Raw genomic sequence first — 22,386 nt, 5'->3', positions numbered from 1 at the left:
CGTTGCCGCCCGCGCCACGCGTCACCCGCCGCAGGTGAGCACCGCGACGCGGACCGCCGCGACGCTGGCCGCTGGAGGTGCCACGCCATGAGCGATGACAAGGCCCCCGGCCCCGGCGAAGCCGCGTCCGGCCCACCGTCCGCCACCGATTCGGAACTGGAGCGGCTGCGCGCCGAGGTCGAGGTACTGCGTGATCGCGCCGGCAGCCAACGCAGGCGCCACGCCCGGACGTTCGCGGTGCGGCGCACGATCGCCGCGATCCTGATCGCGCTCGTCGCGGTGCTCGCGGTCACCTCCGTGGTGGGCGGGTGGGGTTCGCGGACCACCCTGAACACGGACCGCTGGATCTCCACGGTCGGCTCGCTGCCCGAGGACCCGAAGGTGAACGCCGCGGTCTCCAAGTATCTGGCGGACGAGATCTTCGATCAGCTCGACGTGGAGCAGCGGCTGTCCGATGCGCTGCCACCGCGCGCCTCGTTCCTGGCGGGCCCGGTGACGGGTGCCGTGCACGACTTCATGCACGACAAAATCTCGGAGCTGATCGCGACCGAGCGGTTCCAGGAGCTGTGGCGGACCACGAACCGGTTCGCGCACGAGCGCATCGTCGCCCTCCTGGAGAAGCGCAACGAGAACATCAAGGTGAAGGGCGACACGGTCACGCTCAACCTGCTGCCCGTGGTGAACAACCTGCTGGGCTCCCTGGAGACCGAGCTGCCGTCCGTCTTCGGCAAGAAGATCGACCTTCCGACACTGTCCTCCGGGGAGCTGCCGCCCGGTCTGCACCAGCGGATCGAGAAGGCGATCGGGAGGGACCTGCCCGAGAACTTCGCGCAGATCCGCCTCTACAACCGGAACGAGCTGGGTCAGCTCCAGGACGCGGTCCTGCTGTTCAAGAAGGCCGTCATCGGTCTGCTGATCGCCGTCCCGGTCCTCCTCGCCCTCTCCCTGTGGGTGTCACCGAACCGGCGGCGCACCCTGCTCCAGCTCGGCCTGTGGCTGGTGGTGTCGGTCACGGTGCTGACGGCCGTCCTACGAGGCGTGCGCGACCAGTTGCTGGGCCAGGTGCCGGAGGGCGTCTACCGCGACGGACTGCGCTCGGCGCTGTGGACCATCTTCACGATGCTGCGGGAACGGGGCGATCAACTGCTGTGGCTCGGCGTCGCGATCGCCGTCCTCTGCTATCTGATCGGTCCAGGACGGTTGCCGTCCGCGCTGCGCAGGCGGACCGCGCAGGGCGCCCGCGCCACCGGACACGGGGTCTCGAGGGCGAGCGAACATCTTGGGAAGAACAAGCAGTTGAGGCCGTGGCTGGCCCGGCACGTGGATGTGCTGCGCGTCGGCGGGGCCGTCCTGGCGGCCCTGATGTCGATCCTGCTGTCGTCGTGGACCGCGCTCCTCGTCATCGCCGTGCTGCTCGCCGCGTACGAGATCGCGGTCACGCTCGCGGCCCGTGCCGGGAGCTCACCCCCGGAAGGTGAGGCGACCCCGCGACCCCCTGCCGAGACTGGCGCCCCGGGCTGACCCATGAGCACGTGGAGGGTTCACATGAAGAAGGAATCGCGCGTCGGGCCGACCGGCGACGGAAGCGGACGCTCGCGCCTGTGGGGCCCGTACCTGAGCGAGCGGCAGTGGGGAACGGTGCGTGAGGACTACAGCCCGGGGGGCGACGCGTGGTCGTACTTCCCGCACGACCACGCCCGTTCGCGCGCCTACCGGTGGGGCGAGGACGGACTCGGCGGCCTCTGCGACGACAAGCAGCGCCTGTGTCTCGCGGTCGCCCTGTGGAACGGCCGCGACCCCATCCTCAAGGAGCGCGCCTTCGGCCTGACCAACGCGGAGGGCAACCACGGCGAGGACGTCAAGGAGTACTACTTCTACCTCGACGCCACGCCCAGCAACTCCTACCTGAAGTACCTGTACAAGTATCCGCAGGCCCCGTACCCGTACAACGACCTCGTGGCCGTCAACGGCGGGCGCTCCCGGCAGGAGTTCGAGTACGAACTGCTCGACACCGGAATCTTCGGCGAGCAGCGGTACTTCGACGTGACGGTGGAGTACGCCAAGGCGGAACACGACGACATCCTGATGCGGATCACCGTCGACAACCGGGGCCCGGAAGAGGCGACGCTGCACGTCCTGCCGACGCTGTGGTTCCGCAACACCTGGTCGTGGGGCGAGCACTCCGCCGCGGGCCAGAAGCCGGTGCTGCGCGCGGCCGAGGGCTCGCGCTCCACCCGCACGATCCGCGCCGACCACCCGGAGCTCGGCAGCTACGACCTGCGCTGCGACGCCACGGCCGAGCTGCTGTTCACGGAGAACGAGACCAACAGCGAGCGGCTGTTCGGCTCGCCCAACGCCTCCCCCTACGTCAAGGACGGCATCGGCCGGTACGTGATCGAGGGCGACGAGGGGGCCGTCGATCCGGCGCAGCAGGGCACCAAGGCCGCCGCCCACCACACGCTCACCGTGCCCGCCGGCGGGTCCGAGACGCTGCGGCTGCGCCTCGGGCCCGCCGGTGCCCAGCTCAGCCTGGCCCGCGGCTTCGACGCGGTGTTCCGCGACCGGATCGCCGAAGCGGAGGCGTTCTACCGGGAGTTGACGCCGAAGGGTAAGAGCGAGGACGAGGCGCGGGTGATGCGCCAGGCGCTCGCCGGGATGCTGTGGTCCAAGCAGTACTACTCGTTCGACCTGGAGACGTGGCTCGCCGAGCACCACATGACGCCGTGGAGCATGCCACGGGCCGGCGTGCGCAACCGCGAGTGGTTCCACATGGTCAGCGACGACATCGTGTCCATGCCGGACAAGTGGGAGTACCCGTGGTTCGCGGCCTGGGACCTCGCCTTCCACGCGGTGGCCCTGTCCGTCGTCGACATCGACTTCGCCAAGCAGCAGATCGAACTCCTGCTGCGGGACTCCTTCCAGCACCCCAACGGGCAGATCCCGGCCTACGAGTGGAGCTTCGGCGACGTCAATCCGCCGGTGCACGCCTGGGCCGCGTACTTCGTGTACACGGTGGAGAAGGAGACGACCGGCCGCACGGATCACGAGTTCCTGGAGCGCACCTTCCAAAAGCTCCTGACGAACTTCACATGGTGGGTCAACCGCAAGGACCCGACCGGCCGCAATGTCTTCCAGGGCGGCTTCCTCGGCCTCGACAACATCGGCGTCTTCGACCGCAGCGCACCCCTGCCCACCGGCGGCTCCCTGGAGCAGGCCGACGGCACGGCGTGGATGGCCCTGTACTGCCAGTCGATGCTCCAGATCGCCCTCGAACTCGTCGAGCAGAACGAGATGTACGACGATCTGGTCCTGAAGTTCGTCGAGCACTATCTGTGGATCTCCGCGTCCATGGACCGGCTCGGCAACCTCGGTGACGAACTCTGGGACGAGGAGGACGGGTTCTTCTACGACGTGCTGCGGCTGCCCGACGGGGAGGCGGTGCGGCTGAAGGTCCGCTCGATGGTCGGCCTGCTGCCGCTGTGCGCGTCCACCGTCTTCCAGCCGCAGCAGCTGGAGCGCCTCGACGGCCTCGGTGAGCGGTTGCAGCGGTTCGCCTCGCGCCACCCGTCCCTGTCCGTGACGCTGTCACAGGCGCAGGCCGGCAAGGCGGGCGGGCCCCGGCTCCTCTCCGTCGTCGACGAGAAGAAGCTGGTGCGCGTCCTGTCCCGGGTGCTGTCGGAGGACGAGTTCCTCAGCCCGTACGGGATCAGGGCGCTGTCCAAGTACCACGAGGAGAACCCCTACACGTTCACGGTGCACGGCCAGGAGTACTCAGTGGGCTATCTGCCCGCCGAGTCCGACACCGGCATGTTCGGCGGCAACTCCAACTGGCGCGGCCCGGTGTGGATGCCGATGAACGCCCTCGTCATCCGGTCCCTGCTGCATCTGTACGGTTTCTACGGCGACGAGCTCACCGTCGAGTGCCCGACGGGCTCCGGGGTGCGCATGAACCTCTTCGAGGTCGCGGAGGAGATCTCCACGCGGCTCGGCCGCATCTTCCTGCGCGACGAGGACGGGAACCGCCCGGTGTACGGCGGCCAGGCGATTTTCCGGGACGACCCGCACTGGCGCGACCTCATCTCCTTCTACGAGTACTTCCACGGCGACAACGGGGCCGGCATCGGCGCCTCGCACCAGACGGGGTGGACGGGGCTCGTCGCGGCCCTGACGAAGATCTTCGGCACGCTCGGCCCCGACGCCTTCCGACCGCGCAACACCAGGAGGTAGCAGCGATGGCCGCTTTGCCGGCACAGCCAGTCATCCATGAGGTCAACACCCGTGTGTGGCTGCGGGAGACGGGACGCAGGCTCGGCCGCGAGATCGGCCTCGCGGACGTGCCCAAGGACATCTGGGACGAGATCACCCCGTCCGGGGTCGATGTCGTCTGGCTGATGGGCGTGTGGGAACGCAGCCCGGAGGGCCGCGCCATCGCCCTCCAGAACCCCGCGCTGCGGGCCGCGTTCCAGGCGGCCGTCCCCGGCATCGGCGAGCAGGACATCGCGGGCTCCGCGTACTGCATCCGCCGCTACGAGGTGGACGGCGCGCTCGGCGGGGCCGTCGGCCTCACCGCGGCGCGCGCCGAACTCGACCGCAGGGGCGTGGGGTTGCTGCTCGACTACGTGCCGAACCATGTGGCGCCCGACAACCCGTGGGTGGGCGAGTACCCGCAGCTGTTCGTCCGCGGCGACGCCGAGGACCTGCGGCGGGACCCGGACGGCTTCCTCGACACGGGACGCGCGGTGCTCGCGCGGGGCCGGGACCCGTTCTTCCCGCCGTGGCCCGACGTCGTCCAACTCAACGCATTCGCACCGGAGTTGCGGCACTCGACCGTCGAGATCCTCGACCACATCGGCCGGTTCTGCGACGGCGTGCGCTGCGACATGGCGATGCTGATGACGAACGACGTCTTCGAACGCACCTGGGGCGAGCGGGCCGGGAAGCGTCCCGCGGAGGAGTTCTGGGTCGAGGTCATCGGCGCGGTCCACCGCGAGCGCCCGGACATGATCTTCGCCGCGGAGGCGTACTGGGACCTCGAATGGACGCTCCAGCAGCAGGGCTTCGACTTCTGCTACGACAAGCGGCTCTACGACCGGATCCTCGCCCACGACGCCGCGTCCGTGCGGGCCCACCTGCACGCCGACGAGACGTACCAGCGCGGGCTCGTCCGCTTCCTGGAGAACCACGACGAGCCGCGGGCCGCGCACACCCTGGCCCCGGACAAGGAGCGGGCCGCGGCCGCGCTGATCGCCACGCTGCCCGGCGCGACGCTGTGGCACGAGGGCCAGTTCACCGGGCGCCGGGTCCAGCTGCCGGTGTTCCTCGACCAGCGCCCCGAGGAGCCGGCCGACGACGAGCTGCGCTCCTTCCACGAGCGGCTGCTGTCGGCCGTGCACGTCAGCGGCATGCGCACGGGGAGCTGGCGGCTCCTCGACTGCGCGGGCTGGCCGGACAACGACTCGGCCGCGGCGCTGGTCGCGTCGTGCTGGACGGGCCCGGCGGGCCGCTTCCTGACGGTGGTCAACCTCTCCGACCACCGGGCACAGGGCCGGATCCGCCTCCCGTGGTCCGAACTGGGCCCGGAGACCTGGCAGTTGACAAGCCTCCTCGGCACGGACCGCTACGAACGCGCGGGCGCGGAGCTACTGGAAACGGGCCTGTACGTGGACCTGCCGGCGTGGGGAACGCACCTGCTGGCGGCAGCCACTTAAGCCCCGCCGGCGATTGAGGCGCGGGGCCCGGGGCAGAGCCCCGCAACCGCGCCCCCGGCCCCCGCGACTCAATCGCCGCGGGGGCTCGCCGGCGTGGCCGACCACTCCACCCCGGCCCTCTCCCGAAACGCCTCCACCGCACTCTCCACGGTGGGGTAGAACGCCTCCGGCCCGAACGTCCGGGCCAACCCGTACCGCTCGATCTTCCGCCGCACCGGATCCTTCAGCTCGGCGAACACCAACTCCACCCCCCGCTCGCGCAGCGCCTCGTGGAGCTCCTCCAGGACATCCGCCGCGGTCGTGTCCACATCGGTCACCGGCTCCGCGGCAACCACCACACACCGCGGCTCGACCGCCTCCCGCACCGCCCCCCGCACCTCGTCGCGGAACGACTTCGCGTTGGCGAAGAACAGCGGCGCGTCGAAACGCAGCAGCACGAGCCCCGGCAGCCGCTGCGCACCGGAATGTGAACTCACGTCGTGGTAGCCCTCGAGCCCCGCCACCCGCCCGAGCACCGCACTGTACGGCCACCACGCGCGCCGGAAGACGTTCAGGATCGACAGGCCGACCGCGACCGCGATCCCCGGCAGCACACCGAGCAGCGCGACGCCGAGGAACGCGGCCATGCACAGCCAGAACTCGGCCTTGCGCTGCCGCCACAGCCGCCCCGCACCCGACAGGTCGGCCAGCGAGAGCGAGGCCGTGATGACGACGGCGGCGAGCGCGGGCTGCGGCAGGTTGCGGAACAGGCCGGGCAGCAGGACGAGCATGAGCAGGATCAGCGCCACGCCCACGAGTCCCGTCAACTGCGTCTTGGCGCCCGCCCGTTCGGCCACCGCGGTCCGCGATCCGCTGGTGCTCACGGGGAAGCCCTGGAAGAGACCCGCGGCCGCGTTCGCCGCGCCGATGGCGATCATCTCGTTGTTGCCGCGGACCTCCTGGCCGCTGCGGTTCGCGAACGCGGTGGCGTTGGAGATGGTGTCGGCGAGGGAGACCAGGGCGATGCCGAGGGCGCCCACGAACAGCGGGCCGAGGTCGTCCCAGCGGATGTCGGGGACGGTGAACGGCGGCAGCCCCTTCGGCAGCCGGCCGACGAGCTTCACCCCGTGCTCCCCGAGATCGAACACGACGGTCGCGCCGATGGCGAGCACCACCATCACGAGGACGGCGGGCACCTTCGGCAGCAGCCGCTGCAGCAGCAGGACGAGCGCGATGCAGCCGACGCCCACGCCCACCGCCGCCGGCACCGCCGCCCCGTCCGCCAACCCCCGTACCAGCGCGTCGACTTCACCGATCAGACCGTCCGCGTCCACGGAGAACCCGAACAGCTTCGGCAGCTGGCCGACGAGGATGGTCAGGGCGAGCCCGTTCATGTAGCCGATCATCGTGGGCTTGGAGATGAGGTCGGCGATGAAGCCCAGGCGCCCCACGCCCGCCAGCATCGTGATCGCCCCGACCATCAGGGCGAGCACCGAGGCGAGGGCGATCGCCCGATCGCTGTCGCCGCCCGAGGCGACCAGCGGCAGGATCGTCGCCGCGATCATCGGCCCGAGCGAGGAGTCGGGGCCGAGGACGAGGATCCGGGACGGCCCCGCGACGGCGTACGCGAGCAGACACATCACCGACGTATAGAGCCCGGTGATCGCCGGAAGCCCGGCGAGCTCGGCGTACGCCATGCCCTGCGGCACGAGCAGCGTGGTCAGGACGACGCCGGCGACGAGATCCTTGACCAGCCAGGAGCGCCGGTAGGTGCGCAGCGTCTGCACACCGGGCGGCATCGGCAGGGACTTGGGCACCGCTGGGTCACCTCCGCCGGACGATCAGCTTGCCCAGCTCCCACAGCGCGAGGAGCGCGAGGGCGGGCAGCAGCGCCCAGCCGAACTGGCCGATGTGCAGGGGGACGGTGCCGAGCAGCCGGTTGAAGACATCGGTCTGTGTGACGAGCACGGCGAGCACGAACTCGCCCAGGATCGTCCAGTTGAGCTGCTTGCTGTCGAAGGTGTCGACGGTGAGCACGGTCCCGGTCTGGCTGCGGCACTCGACCGCGGCCACGATCAGGCACAGCGCGAACGCCGCGAACGCGATGGAGTTGCCGATGCGGACGCTGTCGTAGCGGGCCTCGCCGAGCTTGATCAGGCTCAGCAGCGCGACGGCGATGCCGGCGCCCACGAGCCCCACCGTGAGCATCAGCGCCGGAGTCATCACCGGTTCGCCGCGCGGCCGCGGGCGCCGTGTCATGAGCCCCGCGCCGACCCGGTCGAAGCCGAGGGAGAAGCCGAAGGCCGCGTTGACGACGAAGTGGATCCACAGCACCTGCGCGGGGTTGAACGGCTCGGCGTCCGCGATGTCGAAGAGCGAGGCGCCGAGGAACGTCAGGACGAACACGACCAGCAGGATCAGCACGAAGCGGATGTACTTGGTGAGGTTGTCGTAGATCTTGCGGCCCTGTTCCACCGCGTGAATGATCGTGGCGAAGTTGTCGTCGGACAGAATCATCCGCCCGGCGTTCTTGGCCACCTCCGTGCCCGATCCCATGGCCACGCCGATGTCGGCGGCCTTGATGGCGGGCGCGTCGTTGACGCCGTCGCCGGTCATGGCGACCACGTCGCCCTTCTTCTTCAACGTCTCGGCGAGCAGCACCTTGTGCTCGGGCGCGACCCTGCCGACGACGCCGATCCGCTCGATCCGTTCGAGCCGCTCGCTCTCGGGCAGCGCCGCGAACTCGGCGCCGAGGATCGCCTCTCCGCCGATCCCGATCTGCTCGGCGATCGCCGCGCCGGTGATCACGTCGTCGCCTGTCACCATGCGTACGCGGATATGGGCGGCCTGGGCCGCGGCGACGGCCGCCTTCGACTCGGGGCGCGCCGGGTCGACCATGCCGACGAGGCTCGTGATCCGCAACTCCCGTATGACGTCCAGGAGTTCACCGTCCGGCTTGAACGTCCCCGGGTCCAGGTCGCGCGTCGCGGCGGCCATGACCCGGCGGCCCGCCCGCTCCATCCGCTCGACCTCGGTGTCGGCCCGGCCGCGCAGTTCCGCGTCGAAGGGGATGCCCGCGCCGTCCGACAGGGCCGTGGTGGTGAGCGCGAGCACGGCGGGCGCGGCGCCCTTGATGAAGCAGCGCACGACGGGCCGCCCCAGCCCGTCGTGCGCCGCGTGGAAGGTGGCCATCAGTTTGTACGCCGGGTCGAACGGCAGGGTGGCGAGGCGGGGCAGCCGCTCGCGCGTGGCCGTCACGTCGAGGCCCGCCTTGTGCCCGAGTACGAGCAGTGCGCCCTCGGTGGGGTCGCCCACCACTTCGCCGTCGACGAGCGAGGTGTCGCTGGCGACGAGGTACGGAAGGATCGCGTCCTCGATGCCGGGCGAGCTGCCCGCCGCGTGGTGGATCCTGCCCTCCAGGCCGTAGCCGGTGCCCGAGACCGTGTACCGGTCGAAGGCGTCGACGACCTCGACGACGGTCATCTGATTCATCGTCAGGGTGCCGGTCTTGTCGGAGTTCACGGCCGACGTGAAGCCCAGTGTCTCCACGGACGGCAGGTCCTTGACGATCGCGTTGCGCTTCGCCAGGTCGAGCCCGCCCATCGAGAGGATGGTCTGCGTCACTGTCGGCAGCGCCTCGGGCACCGCGGCGATGGCCAGGGACACCGCGCTGACGAACAACGCGTCCCAGGGCTCGCCGCGTCCGCGCCCGAGCGCGAACATCACGACCATGGTGAGCGCGGCCGCCCCCACGATCCACAGAGTGAGCCGGTTCAACTCCTTTGACAGTGGGGACAGTTCGCGCGGCGTCGCCGTCAACATCCCCGAGATACGGCCCAGTTCGGTGGCGGACCCGGTGGCGGTCACGAGCAGCACACCGCTGCCGTGCGTCACCGGAGTGGTCATGAACGCCATGTCGCTCTGGTCGGCCGGGCCGAGCTCCTCACCGAACACCGGGTTCGCGTCCTTGGCCGCGGGCACGCTCTCGCCGGTGAGCGCCGACTCGTCGATCTGCAGCGCGGTCGCAGAGACGATCCGGCCGTCCGCCGGCACCTCGTCCCCGGCGGCGAGCAGCACCACGTCCCCGACGACGACGTCCTCCGCGGGGATCTGGGCCTCCCTGCCGTCCCTGCGCACCCGTGCGGTGGCCTTCGTCATCGCCTTCAGGGCGTTCATGGCGCTGTCCGCCTTGCCCTCCTGGCGCAGGCCGATGACCGCGTTCAGGACGGACAGGGCGAGCAGCACCACCGCCGTGCCCCACTCCTGGATGGCGAGGGACACGGCCGCGGACACGACGAGGATGATCTGCATGTACGAGGTGAACTGGCCCAGGAGCCGGCGCAGCGCCGGTGTCGGCTTCTCCTCGGGCAGGGCGTTGGGCCCGTACTTTTCGCGCCGCGCCGCCGCCCGCGCGGTGTCGAGTCCCTCGGCCGGGTCGACACCGAGTTCGCGGGCCACCGAGTCGGCGGGCTCGGCGTGCCACAGGCGCGCCGGCGGGGCGCCGGGCCCGGTCGCCGCCGCGGTCACCGCGCCCGCCTCCGGGCAGCGTACGGGTCGGCCGCGGATCCGGACGGCGCCTCCTTCTCCAACTGCCGCTTCTCCAGCTCCAGTTCCTGACGGGTCTTGTCATCGATCACGGGATACCGCGGATCGATGTCCATCAGGGTGTCCGCGAGCACACCCGCCGCGCAGATCCGTGCGTACCACTTGTGGTCGGCGGGCACGACGTACCACGGCGCCCAGCTTGTGCTCGTGGCGGACAGCATGTCCTCGAACGCCTCCTGGTAGTCGTCCCAGCGGGCGCGTTCACGCGCGTCCGCCGCCGAGAACTTCCAGTTCCGCTCCGGTACGTCGATGCGTTTGAGGAAGCGGACCCGCTGCTCCTCCTTGGACAGGTTCAGGAACAGCTTGACGAGCCTGAATCCGTTGTCCGTCAGATACCGCTCCCACTGGTTGATCTCGCGGTAGCGCCGGCGCCACAGCGCCTTGCCGCTCTGCTTGCGTCCCGGAAGCCGCTGGCGGTCCAGGAGTTCGGGGTGCACCCGCACCACCAGGACCTCCTCGTAGTGCGAGCGGTTGAAGATGCCGATCTCCCCGCGGCGCGGCAGGCCGCGGGAGTAGCGCCAGAGATAGTCGTGGCTCAGCTCGTCCTGCGAGGGCACCTTGAACCCCGCCACGCGCACGCCCTGCGGGTTCACGCCGCTCATGACGTGACGGATCGTGCCGTCCTTGCCGCCGGCGTCGATCGCCTGCAGACACAGCAGGACGCCGTGCGTGCCCTCGGCTGCCAGCCTGCGCTGGTGGTCGGCGAGCAGGGCGACGCCCTCGGCGAGCAGCTCCTTGCCCTGCCGCTTGTTCTTCAGGCCCGACGTGTGGGCGGGATCGAAGTCCTTGGACAGGCGCACCTTCGTTCCGGGCTCGACCCGCAGGGGTGCGATGAACTCGGCGATCCGCTCGGCCCGCTTGTCCTTCGTGCGCGCCCGTCCGTCCTTCATGAGCCACCTCGCTCCGTGTCCACCGCGGGTCGAGCCGGTCCTGTCACTACAACGTGTCCCGCTTCACCACGCACAGGCCCCAGATGACGAGCGCGTTCATCGCGATCAGCGTCAGGGACCAGAACGGGTAGTACGGGATGGAGAGGAAGTTGCCGATCATGATCAGGACAGCGAGGGCCACGCCGAGCACCCTGGCCCATTTCATGGCGACGAAGAGGCCGAAGCTGACGAGCACGGCGACGATGCCGAGGAGCAGATGGATCCAGCCCCAGGTCGTGAGGTCGAACTGGAAGGTGTAGTCGGGCGTGCTGAGGAACACGTTGTCTTTCAGAATCGCCATCAGGCCGCGGAAGAAGCCCATGGTCCCCACGATGAAGAGCATCACCGCGGCGAAGATGGTCAGCCCGCCGGCGGCCGCTTCCCGCGCGCCGCCCATGCCGTGCTGCGAAGTGGTCGAGGTGGCCATCACAGGACCCCCAAGGGTTGAGGAGGGTGCCGATTGCACCGCTGTGCCGCCGAGTGTCATGGCCCGGAGGAGCCGCGGTCGTCACCCTCCGGGGGTGACGACCCGACAGTGCGCCGCGCGGAGGCTGTCGGGGATCCGGCCCGCAAGCTGAAGCGAGGCGATGAGCGTGGCAAGCACTCCCGGGGCGGCCGACGGCCAAGGGCCCCTCCCAGAAGCCGGACCCGGCCCTGACCGAAGTCGGCAGCGCCGCATTCTCGCGCCGCTCGCGCTGGCCCAGTTCATCTGCAGCTTCGCAGGGTCGAACATGAACGTGATGATCAAGGACATCAGCAAGGACCTGGACACCACCGTGCAGGGCGTACAGACCGCGATCACCATCTTCCTGCTGGTCATGGCGGCGCTGATGATCCCCGGCGGGATCCTCGCCGACCGCTACGGCCGCAAGCGCTGCCTCGTCATCGGGCTCTCGATCTACGGGGTCGGGGCGCTGATCAGCGCGGCGGCGCCGGGCCTCGGCGTGCTGATCCTGGGCAACTCGATCCTGGAGGGCATCGGCACCGCCCTGCTGATCCCCCCGGTCTACATCCTCACCACCCTCCTCTTCACCGAAGTGACGAGCCGCGCCAAGGCGTTCGGCACGATCATGGCCTTCGCCGGCATCGGCGCCGCCACGGGACCGCTCCTCGGCGGCCTGATCACGTCGGCGATCAGCTGGCGGGCGGCGTTCGTGTTCCAGGCGGTGGTGGTGGCGGTCATCATCGTGCTGAGCCGCAAGCTCGAGGACCCGCTCCCGGCCGACCCCTCCCTCGACTTCGACACCGTGGGCGCGATCCTGTCGGCGACCGGACTCGTCCTCGTGGTCTGCGGGATCCTCGCGGCGGACGACAACCTCTGGCTCATGGGCGGGCTGCTCCTGGTCGGCACGCTGGTCCTGGTGGCGTTCTTCCGCTGGGTGAAAAGGAGGGAGCGGACCGGAGCCCAACCGCTCCTGCCGACCTCGCTGTTCCGCAACCGGACGTCGAACCTCGGTCTGATCACCCAGCACACCCAGTGGCTGATGCTCATGGGCGTGTCGTTCGTGGTCGCCGCGTATCTCCAGGTCGTCCGCGGCTACAACGCCATCGACACCGGCATCATCTTCACCGCGTCGACCGTGGGCCTGCTCATCAGCTCGCTCGGCGCGGAGCGGTTCGCCAAGCGCCGCGAACAACGCACCCTCATCATGGCCGGTTTCATCGTCACGGTGTGCGGCATCGGCGTGCTCCTGGCCGTGGCGGACGTCTCGTCGAAGGCCTGGGCCTCCACGCCGGGACTGCTCCTGATCGGCCTGGGCGTCGGCCTCATGCTCACGCCGTCGGTCAACGTGGTGCAGTCCAGCTTCCCCGAGGACATGCAGGGCGAGATCTCCGGGCTGTCGCGCAGCGTGTCCAACCTCGGCTCCTCCGTGGGCACGGCGCTCGCCGGCACGATCCTCGTCGCCGACCCGTCCGCCGGGCCCTACGCCGTCTCGCTCGTAGTGCTCGCGGTGATCGGTCTCGGCGGTCTCGGGGCGGCGGCACGGCTGCCACGGACACCGCCGGTGCCGGCGGCGCCGCCGGCACCGGCCCCTCACCCGTAATCGCGGTCGTACGTCACGACGCTGCGCACCACGAGGTCCTGCACCGCCGCGCGATGCTTGCTGAACGGTATCCAGAGCAGCCCCAGGGGAAAGGTCACCGACACCGCGGCCCGCACGAGGGCCCGCACCGTCCGCAGCCGCCGCCCCGCCCGGTCCGTCACGCACACGCCCAGCAGCCGGTCCCCGGGGGTGGCCCCGACGATCGCCCACGAGCCGCCGAGATAGCAGACGGCCAGGGTCCAACCGATCGGCCCGGCCACCCAGTTGGGCACGTCCGGCACCTGGAACGGCGGCCCGACGACCATCAACCGCGCACACCCCGCGCCGACTTGGACGATCAGACCGATCACGGCGAGCACGAGCACGTCGACCAGGGCGGCGAGGCCACGCGAGACGATTCCGGCGGGCCGGGAGCGGAGAGCGGGCCTGCTGTCGGCCGCGGTCACGGAGAGCGCTCATCCGAAGGATCCGAAGGACCGGATCGCCGCAGCATCCTGTCGGCGAACCGGTTGACGCTCCGGTCCCCGCGCTGCCCGAGCAGGCGCACCGCCTCGGCCGCCTCGACGGTGAGCCCTCCCCCGGTGTCCCGCACGATCCGCCCGAGATCGATCTCCCGCAGCACACCACGGGTGATCCCCACCAGGTCGAACCGGGCGAGCACGGCGTCGACGTCGAGTCTGGCGGCGATGTGGTCGACGTCCACGCGAGCGACGATGCGGTCGACATCCACGCGCGCCGCGATCCGGTCCACGTCCACCCGCGCGGCGACCCGGTCCACATCGACGCGGTCGGCCACACCGTCCACATCGACGCGGCGGGCCACCCGGTCCACATCGACGCGGTCCGCGACGGCGTTGACATCGACGCGGGCGGCGACCGCTGCCACGTCCACCCGAGCGGCGACCGCATTGACGTCCACCCGGCCGACGACCGCTGCGATGTCGAGCCGTTCGGCGATCCGGTTCACGTCCACGCGGTCGACCAGCTCGTCCAGGTCGAGGCAGTCGAGCACCACCCCGACCGACCGCCGGATCACGACCCGCGGCACCTTTCCCACCACTCCGATCACACCGAGCACCCCCCGTGCCATCCGACCTGCCACCGCCACCGCGCCGTCCGCACTCACCTCGACCATGCCGCGACCGAAGCAGCCGGCGGCGCGCCCGGCATCCTCCGCGACGGGTGAGTGACACGGATCCGCGACCCCGCACCCCGTGGACGTACGGCAACAGGCCTCACCCCGGGGGCAGTTCAGGCACCGGACGAAGGTCCCCCGCGAAGCCGAACGCCACGCCACGCTGCGCGGCCAGCAGCCGGGCGAGCCGCAACACGCTGAGCCCGCTGACCCCCAGTTCGCGCGCGTGCCGCAGGTCGACCACGACGCCCGCCACACCCGGTCGGATGGCCGCGTGCAGCACCTGCCCGATACGGGCCTCTGCGGCGGGTCCGATCGCCTCGAACACCTCGATCACCAGACAGCCCGCGACGCGCCGCACCACCACGGGTGGGACGTCGGAACGGGGCAACACGGCCTTCGGCCTGCGAGTCACGAGCGGAACGTTCCATGCCATGAATAAGTCCCCCCGAGTGCGCCGGACTTGGGAGAACAGCATCGTCACGCCGGACGGCGGCGGCATCGCTCCGCGAGGGTGAGCGGGTTCGACGGGATCGACAACGACGAGTCCCGTCCGCACTGTTGATCATCGCCCGGGAGGTTCTTAGTCTCGACCCCGTCGCACCGTGGACACGTTTCCACGCCCCGCACGGCCTTGACGAAGGTGGAACACCGCATGAGTCACGCAGATCAGGCACAGCAGGACCAGCAGGCACAGCACACCGGCCCCAGCCGCCGCCGAGTGATCGGCGGCGCGGCCACGCTGGCCGTCGCCGCGACAACGTTGCCCACCGGCATCGCGTCCGCCGCCCCGGACCGGTCCGCCCCCTCCGACCTCGCCCGCTGGAAAAGACAAGCGGCCCGGGTGACGATCACCCGCGACGACTGGGGCATCCCGCACGTGGTGGGCAAGACGGACGCCGACGCGGTGTTCGGGATGATGTACACGCAGGCCGAGGACGACTTCAACCGCATCGAGCGCAACTACCTCGTCAGCCTCGGCCGCCTCGCCGAGTCCGAGGGCGAGAGCGCGCTCTGGCAGGACCTGCGCCAACGCCTGTTCATCGACCCGGAGGAGCTGAAGAAGGAGTACGCGAAGTGCCCGTCGTGGCTTCGCGCCCTGATGCGCGGCTGGGCCGACGGCCTCAACTACTACTTGGCGACCCACCCCGACGTACGCCCCCGGGTACTCACCCACTTCGAGCCGTGGATGCCGCTGAGCTTCTCCGAGGGCAGCATCGGAGGCGACATCGAATCGGTGGCGCTGAGCCAGCTGGAGGCGTTCTACGCACAGCGCGAGATCCCCTGGACGGACGAGGAACGCGGCCTGAAGTTCCGCGAACCGTCCGGCTCCAACGGCATGTCGATCGCCCCGGGCAACACCCGTGACGGCAACGCCCTCCTCCTGATCAACCCGCACACCAGCTTCTTCTTCCGCGCGGAACAGCACGTGACGAGCGAGGAGGGTCTCGACGTCTACGGCGCCGCGACCTGGGGCCAGTTCTTCATCTACCAGGGCTTCAACGAGAACACCGGCTGGATGCACACGTCGAGCGGCGTCGACAACATCGACGAGTTCGCGGAGACGGTCGACCGCACGTCGGACGGCACGTACACCTACCGCTACGGCAAGGACCACCGCCCCGTAACAACAAAGGACATCACCCTCACCTCCCGCACGGAGAACGGCGACACGGAGCGCCACACCTTCACGACGTACGCGACCCACCACGGCCCGATCGTCCGCGAGGCGGACGGCAAATGGATCGCATGCGCGCTCATGAACAAGCCACTGGAAGCCCTGAAGCAAAGCTACTTGCGCACAACAACCCGCAACTACACCGAGTACATGAAGGTGGCGGAGCTGAAGGCCAACAGCTCCAACAACACGCTCTTCGCGGACTCGAAGGGCGACATCGCCTTCCTGATGCCGCAGTTCATGCCGGTCCGCAATGACCGCTTCGACTACATGAAGCCGGTCGACGGCAGCGACCCGGCCACCGACTGGCACGGCCTGCACACCCTGGACAGCATGCCGCAGGCGGTGAACCCGAAGAGCGGCTGGGCGTTCAACAGCAACAACTGGCCCTGGACGGCGGCCGGCACGGACAGCCCGCACGCGTCGGACTACCCCCGATACTTCGACAAGGCGGGCGAGAACCCCCGCGGCCCGCACGCGATCCGCGTCCTCACCTCCAGCCGCAACTTCACCCCCCATTCCCTCATCGAGGGCGCCTTCGACCCATACCTGACGGCATTCGCCCGCCTCCTCCCGGCCCTGACGAAGGCCTGGGACCACCTCCCTACGAGCAGCACCCAAAAGCGCAAACTCGCAGCTCCGACCGCCCTGTTGCGCGACTGGGACCACCGCTGGTCGGCCGCGTCGAAGGCGACATCACTCGCGGTGTTCTGGGGCGAGGCGCTCTGGGCCCTGGTATCCAAGGCGGCAGCGGACGCGGGCCTCTCGGTCTGGGACTACATGGCGGACCGCGCCACGGACACCCAACGCCTCACGGCCCTCGAATCGGCCGTCGACCGCCTCACACAGGACTTCGGCAGCTGGCAGGTCCCGTGGTCCGAGATCAACCGCTACCAGCGCAACGACGGCGCGATCACCCAGACCTTCGACGACACCAAGCCCAGCTACCCGGTCCCCTTCGCCTCCGCCCAATGGGGCTCCCTCGCCTCCTTCGGCGCGAAGCGCTACCCCGGCACGAAGCGCTACTACGGCACGAGCGGCAACAGCTTCGTGGCAGTCGTCGAATTCGGCCCACGTCTCCGGGCCTGGGCAGTGACAGCGGGCGGCGCGAGCGGCCACCCGGACTCCCCCCACTTCGGCGACCAGGTGAAGCGGTACGCGAGCGGGGACCTGCGGCCGGTGTACTTCTATCCGGAGGAGTTGGAGGGGCATGTGGAGCGGAGGTACCGACCGGGCGAGTGATACGACGCACGCGGGGAGCGCAGCAGTTGAGCTCTCCCCTTGGTCGACTACTTCCCCGGACCGAAGTACTTCCCGACGCCGTCAATGGCCGCGTATCCCCTGGCCGTCAGGTACGGCGTCACGTAGCGCGTGGCGCCGTTCGCCGGGTCGGGTCCTGACCACGTCCTGCCACGCTCGGGCACCTGGGAGTCTCCGCGTGCGGCGTGCAGACGGAGGACGCGCGACGTCAGGCCGTCCGCCTCGAAGACGACCCGGAGATCCCAGATGTCGGGGGCCTCGACGGAGTCGTCCGTCAGGCGGCGCGGGGCGACCACAGCGTCGAACGTGGCGTGTTCGCCGTCCTCGCCGGTCCGACGGGCAGGCACGGTCAACTCCGCCCCATGGATGCGGCCCAGCAGAGAGAGCGAGGCGCGGGCACCGTCGACACGGACACCGCCGGCCGCGGAGACGACAAAGGTGAACAACTCGTCGTCTCCCTGCTGCTGTTGCACCATGAGCACGGCGTCGAGAGGCGCGGTCTCCCCGCCGATGTCGAGGACTCCGAGGCCGCCTCTTGTCCGCAGAGCGCGCCAGTACCGCCCGCCGTGCGGAGTGTGCCGGTGGGCCGACATGGGCCAGGCGGCATCCGCGGGTGCGGTCAGCGGGACGTCGCGGACGAGACCGCCCCCGCGCAACCGGGCCCACAGCGCCCACACACCGTCGCCCGGTTCGGACAGTGCCAGCTGTGCGCTCCACGAAGCGTCCGGCCCTTCAGTGTCGGTGTCGGTGTTCGTGGACAGAGCACGAGAGGTACCGTCCACGCGGTGGCGCAGCTGGACCTCGACGTCGGGCGCTCCCTCGTGGCCGGGCAGCCGCAGCACGGCATTCCCGGTGAGGCTGAGGGTGCCGTCCTCCTCAGTGAGGGTGGCAACAGTGGCACGGGCCGGGATGGTGTCGGTGACGTCGTAGACGTCGTCCGGGATGCGCTCCTCGGGGGCGTCGTGGAACCGGAAGAACGGCCACGTCCGGTACGCGCGGCCGCCCTCGATGAGCAGGTCGACGTCCGCTCGATGGCGGTGGAACCAGCCGAGGTACAGCAGCTCGTCGAGCTTGCCGCTGGTCAGGCAGTGCACCATGAGTCGCTCGTAGGGGCCGATTTCGGAGGCGAAGTCATCGCTCCAATAGCGGTCGAAGAGATCCAGCGTGGAGGCGAGGATCTCGGCGGTGTACGCCTCGTCGTAACGGGGTCCGGTGCCGGGGTCGAAGCGGGAGAAGCCGATCACCGGCAGCAGAGTCTTCCCCAGGATGTTCCTGAAGTGCCGGCCGAGGAGCGTGCGCCGCCCACGCGGATCGCTCACCCGCTCGTCCACCATGCTCAGCAGCCGCTCGAACATGACGACCCGCTCCTGAGCGGACTTGGGGCGCTTGCTCAGGTTCTGGCCGTCGTCACGGGCGCGCGCGTAGTAGCACGTGTAGTCGCCGACGACGGAGATCGTCCGGGCCGACAGCAACGCATCGGTCACGAAGACCTGGTCCTCGCCCAGCCACAGGTCCGTGTCGAACCGGATGTGGTTGTCGTCCAGGAGGGAGCGCCGATAGAGCTTCGTCGGACCCAGCGAGCGGTACACCTGACTGGTGTACAGGTCAGCGCGCGGAGCGTGCCGGAAGGCCGCTTCCGCCATACGGCGACCGCCGACACCGGCCATCTTCCCGACCACCACGTCACTGTCCTGCTCGTCGGCCATGGCCACCATGCGAGCAAGCGCCTCGTCACCCAGGTAGTCATCGGCGTCCATGAGAAACACGTAACGGCCGCGGGCCTGGTCGATGCCCTGGTTGCGGGGAACGCTGGGCCCACCGGAGTTCCGCTCGCGGGCCACGACACGGACTTGAGGGTGGCGGTCGGCGAAGCGCCGCAGCTCCTGGAGGCTCGCGTCGGTGGACTTGTCCTCGACGGCGACGATCTCCATCTGCTCGATTCCGAGTGTCTGCCCGACGAGGGAGTCGAGACACTCGGTCAGATACGGCATCGCGTTGTACACGGCCACGACGACCGAGACGGCCGGGGGCGTGGGCTCGCCGGCGGAGGCTTGGGGATCGGTCACGATGGCGCCTATCCATTAAGTGGGCCGGTCGGTCAGGCGGGCTGGGGCCACGGCGAGGGCGCGGCTCGGCCCAGATCGTGGACGCTCACGGTGTGCGCCGCGGCCGGCGACACAAGCGGGCCGAACACGGCGACGACACTCAGGTGGTGCTCGCCGGCGTGCCACGGCTCCTCGCCGAGGAAGGACCAGGAGGCGTCGGCGCGCACCGGGGCCCGACCGATCCGCCGTTCGCCGTCGAACAGGACGACGGCCGACGCGTGCGGCGCCCGGCCCCGGATGCAGGGGTGACCGCCCGACAGCCGTCCGGGCCGCGGCATCGTGACCCGGGGGGCTTCCAGAGCGTCGACGACGTGCACGGGGTGGTCGACCGGTGCGGTGAGGACTCCGTCGGCGCGCTGTCCGACGAGGGTGAGGACGTGCTCACCGGGAGGCCAGTACGTCGTTCGCCGCCACGTCCATTCGCCTTTGGGGCCGATCGGCGTCGCACCGATGCGGGAGCCGTCGAGGTAGAAGCCGATGCGCGTGAGGGTGCGGTCGGCGACGCCGGCGAACTTCTGGGCCGGGACGATGCGCCGCCCGGCGCGCGGTCCACGGATCTTGATGCGCCCCGGTGCGGTACCCGTGCGATCCGAGTGGAGGGGAAGGGTCTCCGCGGTCCTCCCAGGATGGGCGGGCAACTCGGGGGCCTGGGGCGACACGGCACGGAGCACGTGCTCCGAAAGCACCTCCAGCCGTACGAGCTCCGCGGCGACGCGCTGAGCCACACGCCATGCTCCGGCCCGGTTCAGGTGCAGTGAGTCGATCCGGCCGGCCGGGACGTCGGGGTGCCCGCCCGCGTCGTACCAGCGGAAGTGGCGGCGCGTCTCCTCGGGGCCGAGCTCCTGCCACAGCTGGGTGGTCAGCCGGTGGAGGTCGAGCAGGGGGACGCCCGACTCCACGGCCGCCGCCCGGGCGTGCTCGGAATATCCACCGGTGGTGTCCGCCACCGTGCCGTCCTCGGTGAAGTCGGCGGGGCAGAGCTGCGTGACGACCACGGGGACACCTCCGCGTTCGGCGACCGCGGCGGCGAACCGTCGAAGGTTGTCGCGGTACACCCGCGGCGGCACGTACCAGTTGTCACGGCCTAGCTGCTGATCGGTGTTGCCCAAGGCGATGAGGCACACGTCCCCGGGTCTCATCAGGTTGACCAGCGTCGCGGCACGGTGGCGGAGGAACGTCGAGCTGTTGTGCCCCTCCTGCGCGTAGTTGAACAGGGGCGGCTCGGGCACGACGAAGCGCGGCAGGTGCTGGGGCCAGCCCGAGAGGGGATCACTGTCCTTGGCCCGCTGCTGGGTCACGGAGTCACCGGCCACGAAAAGAGCTGGCACTTCCCTGGTGTCCGTCATGCATTCCACTCTCCATGTTCCCCGGGGCGGCCGCCACAGAAGTCGCGCAGTCCCCGGTCCGGTTGGCGGACCGCCCGGACGTGTGTTGGTCTGATGGCTGGAGCGGACTCCCGAACGGACGAAATGGAGACTGCCATCGATACCGATATGCGCGCGCATACCGATATGCAGGAGCGCTGGAATTGCGCGCCGGCCGTCTACATCCTCGGAGACTCCGTAGCAAAAATGGTCGCCCCGAATCGTCGCGACCGCGCCGGCTGGGGCGAAGAGCTCGAGCGGCTTTTCGCCGACGAGGTGCGCGTCTACAACTTCAGCAAGAAGGACTGGTCGATTCTTCGCGCGGCGGAGATATTTCTGCCGTCCGTGTTGAACACCCTGCGCCGCGGCGACATCGTCCTCATCGCCTACGGCCACGTCGACCAACAGCTGCACCGCCACGACCGCTACGTCGCGCCGGCCGACTTCTGTTACGTCCTGTGCCGGATGGCGCGGCAGGTCCGCGACCGTGGTGGGGTTCCCGTGTTCGTCACGCAGGCCACCCGCGCCGGGTTCTACGAGGACGGCACCGTGATCGACGCGACCGGGGGCTACGCCGACCTCGTGCGCGAGACCGCCGCCGCGCACGAGGTACCCGTGCTGGACCTGAGCGAGCTCACCGCACGCCTCTTCCGCTCGCTCGGCCCTCGCGAGACCCGCCTCTACTTCAACTGGTTCGCCGCCGGTGAGCTGCAGGAACTGCCGGACGGCCAGATCGACACCAGTAACTTCAACCGGGCCGGCTGCGCGCGCATCGCCGTACTGATGGCCGAGGAGCTGAAGGCCCAGGGCCTCGTCGAGGCTCGGTGGTTCCTTCTCCCCGCCCCGGTTCCGCCCCCGCTGCCGGGCCGCCCCGAGTGGGACACCGCGCAGATCGAGGCCGAGCTGGCCCGCCGGGCGGTCGTCCCCGAGCTCCCGGTCGAGGTGTCCTTCCAGGATCCCGCCCCGGGAGCCGTCGTCCTGCCGCGCCGCGTCTTCCGCGGGACCGCGGGCCAAGGCGTCCGGCACATCGTCTTCTTCAGCGACGGCCGGCCCGTGGGCGAGACGAGCGTCGGCCCCCAGGGCACCTGGCTGTGGCGGCTCGCGTACTACTGGCCGCCCGGCCCGCACACCCTCACCGCGGTCGGCCTCACCGACAAGGCAGCCACCACCCCGGTCGAACTCCCCCTGCGGGTGATTGCCTCGATCGAGGCGCCGACGGTGACACATCCGCTGCCGGGCCGGGTCGTGCCGGGCACGCCGGTGATCGCCGGAGTGGCCAGGAACGCCTCGAAGGCCGTGTTCCTCCACCACGGCCGCCGTATCGGAGAGACCAAGGTCGACGACGGCGGCCGCTGGTCGTTCACACCGTCCGAGCCCTGGCCCGCCGGGCGGCACACGGTCCGTGTGGTCGCCTGTCACGGCATGGTCATCTCGCCGCCCGCCGACTGGGAGATCGAGGTCGTGGACGCCGTCGCCCCGCCCGCTGAGCTGCCCGGCACGGACACGCTCCCCACCGAGGTCCATGGGTGGCGGCCCGCGCTTCGAAGCGACCGGTAACCGGAAGGGGAGGCCCATCAC

15 protein-coding genes are annotated in these 22,386 nt (G+C 70.1%); 6 read left to right on the top strand and 9 right to left on the bottom strand.

What is annotated here, in order from left to right; genetic code table 11:
- Window positions 1–87: 87 nt before the first annotated feature.
- From OG746_RS18840 to OG746_RS18830, 3 genes are read left to right on the top strand one after another with little or no spacing between them, the layout of a single operon-like run.
- Window positions 88–1,521 carry a hypothetical protein gene (locus OG746_RS18840; RefSeq protein WP_266715948.1) on the top strand — a complete coding sequence of 478 codons (1,434 nt, stop codon included), beginning with the start codon at window positions 88–90 and terminating at the stop codon, window positions 1,519–1,521.
- Between the two features lie 24 nt (window positions 1,522–1,545).
- Complete coding sequence (locus OG746_RS18835; protein ID WP_266715947.1) at window positions 1,546–4,227, top strand: MGH1-like glycoside hydrolase domain-containing protein; 2,682 nt, start codon at window positions 1,546–1,548, stop codon at window positions 4,225–4,227.
- Window positions 4,228–4,232: 5 nt separating this feature from the next.
- On the top strand, window positions 4,233–5,708 hold the full coding sequence (locus OG746_RS18830; RefSeq protein ID WP_266715946.1) for an alpha-amylase family protein: 1,476 nt from the start codon (window positions 4,233–4,235) through the stop codon (window positions 5,706–5,708).
- 68 nt (window positions 5,709–5,776) lie between these two features.
- Here the strand turns inward: OG746_RS18830 and sulP are convergent, their stop codons facing one another.
- The 4 genes from sulP to OG746_RS18810 are packed head-to-tail and all read right to left on the bottom strand — an operon-like array spanning window position 5,777 to window position 11,648.
- Window positions 5,777–7,486, bottom strand: a complete 1,710-nt coding sequence (sulP, locus tag OG746_RS18825; RefSeq protein WP_266719067.1) for a SulP family inorganic anion transporter — start codon at window positions 7,484–7,486, stop codon at window positions 5,777–5,779.
- 25 nt (window positions 7,487–7,511) lie between these two features.
- A complete protein-coding gene (locus OG746_RS18820; protein WP_266719065.1) occupies window positions 7,512–10,172 on the bottom strand; it encodes a cation-translocating P-type ATPase in 2,661 nt (886 codons plus the stop codon).
- A 38-nt stretch (window positions 10,173–10,210) separates the two neighbouring features.
- The gene (locus tag OG746_RS18815; protein WP_266715945.1) at window positions 10,211–11,182 is read right to left on the bottom strand and encodes a polyphosphate kinase 2 family protein; all 972 of its coding nucleotides are present in this window, start codon (window positions 11,180–11,182) and stop codon (window positions 10,211–10,213) included.
- Window positions 11,183–11,228: 46 nt separating this feature from the next.
- Window positions 11,229–11,648 carry a DUF7144 family membrane protein gene (locus OG746_RS18810; protein WP_266715944.1) on the bottom strand — a complete coding sequence of 140 codons (420 nt, stop codon included), beginning with the start codon at window positions 11,646–11,648 and terminating at the stop codon, window positions 11,229–11,231.
- Between the two features lie 160 nt (window positions 11,649–11,808).
- Here OG746_RS18810 and OG746_RS18805 point away from each other — a divergent pair, with 160 nt between their 5' ends.
- Window positions 11,809–13,266, top strand: coding sequence for an MFS transporter (locus OG746_RS18805; RefSeq protein ID WP_524540429.1), 1,458 nt, complete (start codon window positions 11,809–11,811; stop codon window positions 13,264–13,266).
- Here OG746_RS18805 and OG746_RS18800 read toward each other — a convergent pair.
- From OG746_RS18800 to OG746_RS18790, 3 genes are all read right to left on the bottom strand, one after another.
- On the bottom strand, window positions 13,257–13,712 hold the full coding sequence (locus OG746_RS18800) for an RDD family protein (RefSeq protein ID WP_266715942.1): 456 nt from the start codon (window positions 13,710–13,712) through the stop codon (window positions 13,257–13,259). The two genes, OG746_RS18805 and OG746_RS18800, sit on opposite strands and share 10 nt — an antisense overlap.
- Window positions 13,709–14,401 (bottom strand): hypothetical protein, encoded by a 693-nt coding sequence (locus OG746_RS18795; protein ID WP_266715941.1) that lies wholly within the window; start codon window positions 14,399–14,401, stop codon window positions 13,709–13,711. Before OG746_RS18795 ends, OG746_RS18800 begins: the two co-directional genes overlap by 4 nt.
- 100 nt (window positions 14,402–14,501) lie before the next feature.
- The gene (locus tag OG746_RS18790) at window positions 14,502–14,837 is read right to left on the bottom strand and encodes an STAS domain-containing protein (protein WP_266715940.1); all 336 of its coding nucleotides are present in this window, start codon (window positions 14,835–14,837) and stop codon (window positions 14,502–14,504) included.
- A 219-nt stretch (window positions 14,838–15,056) separates the two neighbouring features.
- Here OG746_RS18790 and OG746_RS18785 point away from each other — a divergent pair, with 219 nt between their 5' ends.
- Complete coding sequence (locus OG746_RS18785) at window positions 15,057–17,321, top strand: penicillin acylase family protein (RefSeq protein ID WP_266715939.1); 2,265 nt, start codon at window positions 15,057–15,059, stop codon at window positions 17,319–17,321.
- A gap of 47 nt (window positions 17,322–17,368) precedes the next feature.
- Here the strand turns inward: OG746_RS18785 and OG746_RS18780 are convergent, their stop codons facing one another.
- Window positions 17,369–19,405, bottom strand: a complete 2,037-nt coding sequence (locus OG746_RS18780) for a glycosyltransferase family 2 protein (RefSeq protein WP_266715938.1) — start codon at window positions 19,403–19,405, stop codon at window positions 17,369–17,371.
- Window positions 19,406–19,437: 32 nt separating this feature from the next.
- Complete coding sequence (locus OG746_RS18775) at window positions 19,438–20,790, bottom strand: GDSL-type esterase/lipase family protein (protein WP_266715937.1); 1,353 nt, start codon at window positions 20,788–20,790, stop codon at window positions 19,438–19,440.
- A 225-nt stretch (window positions 20,791–21,015) separates the two neighbouring features.
- On the opposite strand from OG746_RS18775, the gene OG746_RS18770 reads away from it, so the two are divergent.
- Window positions 21,016–22,365, top strand: coding sequence for a hypothetical protein (locus OG746_RS18770; RefSeq protein WP_266715936.1), 1,350 nt, complete (start codon window positions 21,016–21,018; stop codon window positions 22,363–22,365).
- Window positions 22,366–22,386: the final 21 nt, after the last annotated feature.

The sequence above is a fragment of the Streptomyces sp. NBC_01016 genome (assembly GCF_026341035.1).
Classification (GTDB): domain Bacteria; phylum Actinomycetota; class Actinomycetes; order Streptomycetales; family Streptomycetaceae; genus Streptomyces.
This window is presented reverse-complemented; position numbering and strand designations above follow the sequence as displayed.

Coding starts and splice junctions, on each gene's coding strand:
- OG746_RS18840 (WP_266715948.1), top strand. CDS start 88: ATGAGCGATGACAAGGCCCCCGGCCCCGGCGAAGCCGCGTCCGGCCCA.
- OG746_RS18835 (WP_266715947.1), top strand. CDS start 1,546: ATGAAGAAGGAATCGCGCGTCGGGCCGACCGGCGACGGAAGCGGACGC.
- OG746_RS18830 (WP_266715946.1), top strand. CDS start 4,233: ATGGCCGCTTTGCCGGCACAGCCAGTCATCCATGAGGTCAACACCCGT.
- sulP (WP_266719067.1), bottom strand. CDS start 7,486: ATGCCGCCCGGTGTGCAGACGCTGCGCACCTACCGGCGCTCCTGGCTG.
- OG746_RS18815 (WP_266715945.1), bottom strand. CDS start 11,182: ATGAAGGACGGACGGGCGCGCACGAAGGACAAGCGGGCCGAGCGGATC.
- OG746_RS18810 (WP_266715944.1), bottom strand. CDS start 11,648: ATGGCCACCTCGACCACTTCGCAGCACGGCATGGGCGGCGCGCGGGAA.
- OG746_RS18805 (WP_524540429.1), top strand. CDS start 11,809: ATGAGCGTGGCAAGCACTCCCGGGGCGGCCGACGGCCAAGGGCCCCTC.
- OG746_RS18795 (WP_266715941.1), bottom strand. CDS start 14,401: ATGGTCGAGGTGAGTGCGGACGGCGCGGTGGCGGTGGCAGGTCGGATG.
- OG746_RS18790 (WP_266715940.1), bottom strand. CDS start 14,837: ATGGCATGGAACGTTCCGCTCGTGACTCGCAGGCCGAAGGCCGTGTTG.
- OG746_RS18785 (WP_266715939.1), top strand. CDS start 15,057: ATGAGTCACGCAGATCAGGCACAGCAGGACCAGCAGGCACAGCACACC.
- OG746_RS18775 (WP_266715937.1), bottom strand. CDS start 20,790: ATGACGGACACCAGGGAAGTGCCAGCTCTTTTCGTGGCCGGTGACTCC.
- OG746_RS18770 (WP_266715936.1), top strand. CDS start 21,016: ATGGTCGCCCCGAATCGTCGCGACCGCGCCGGCTGGGGCGAAGAGCTC.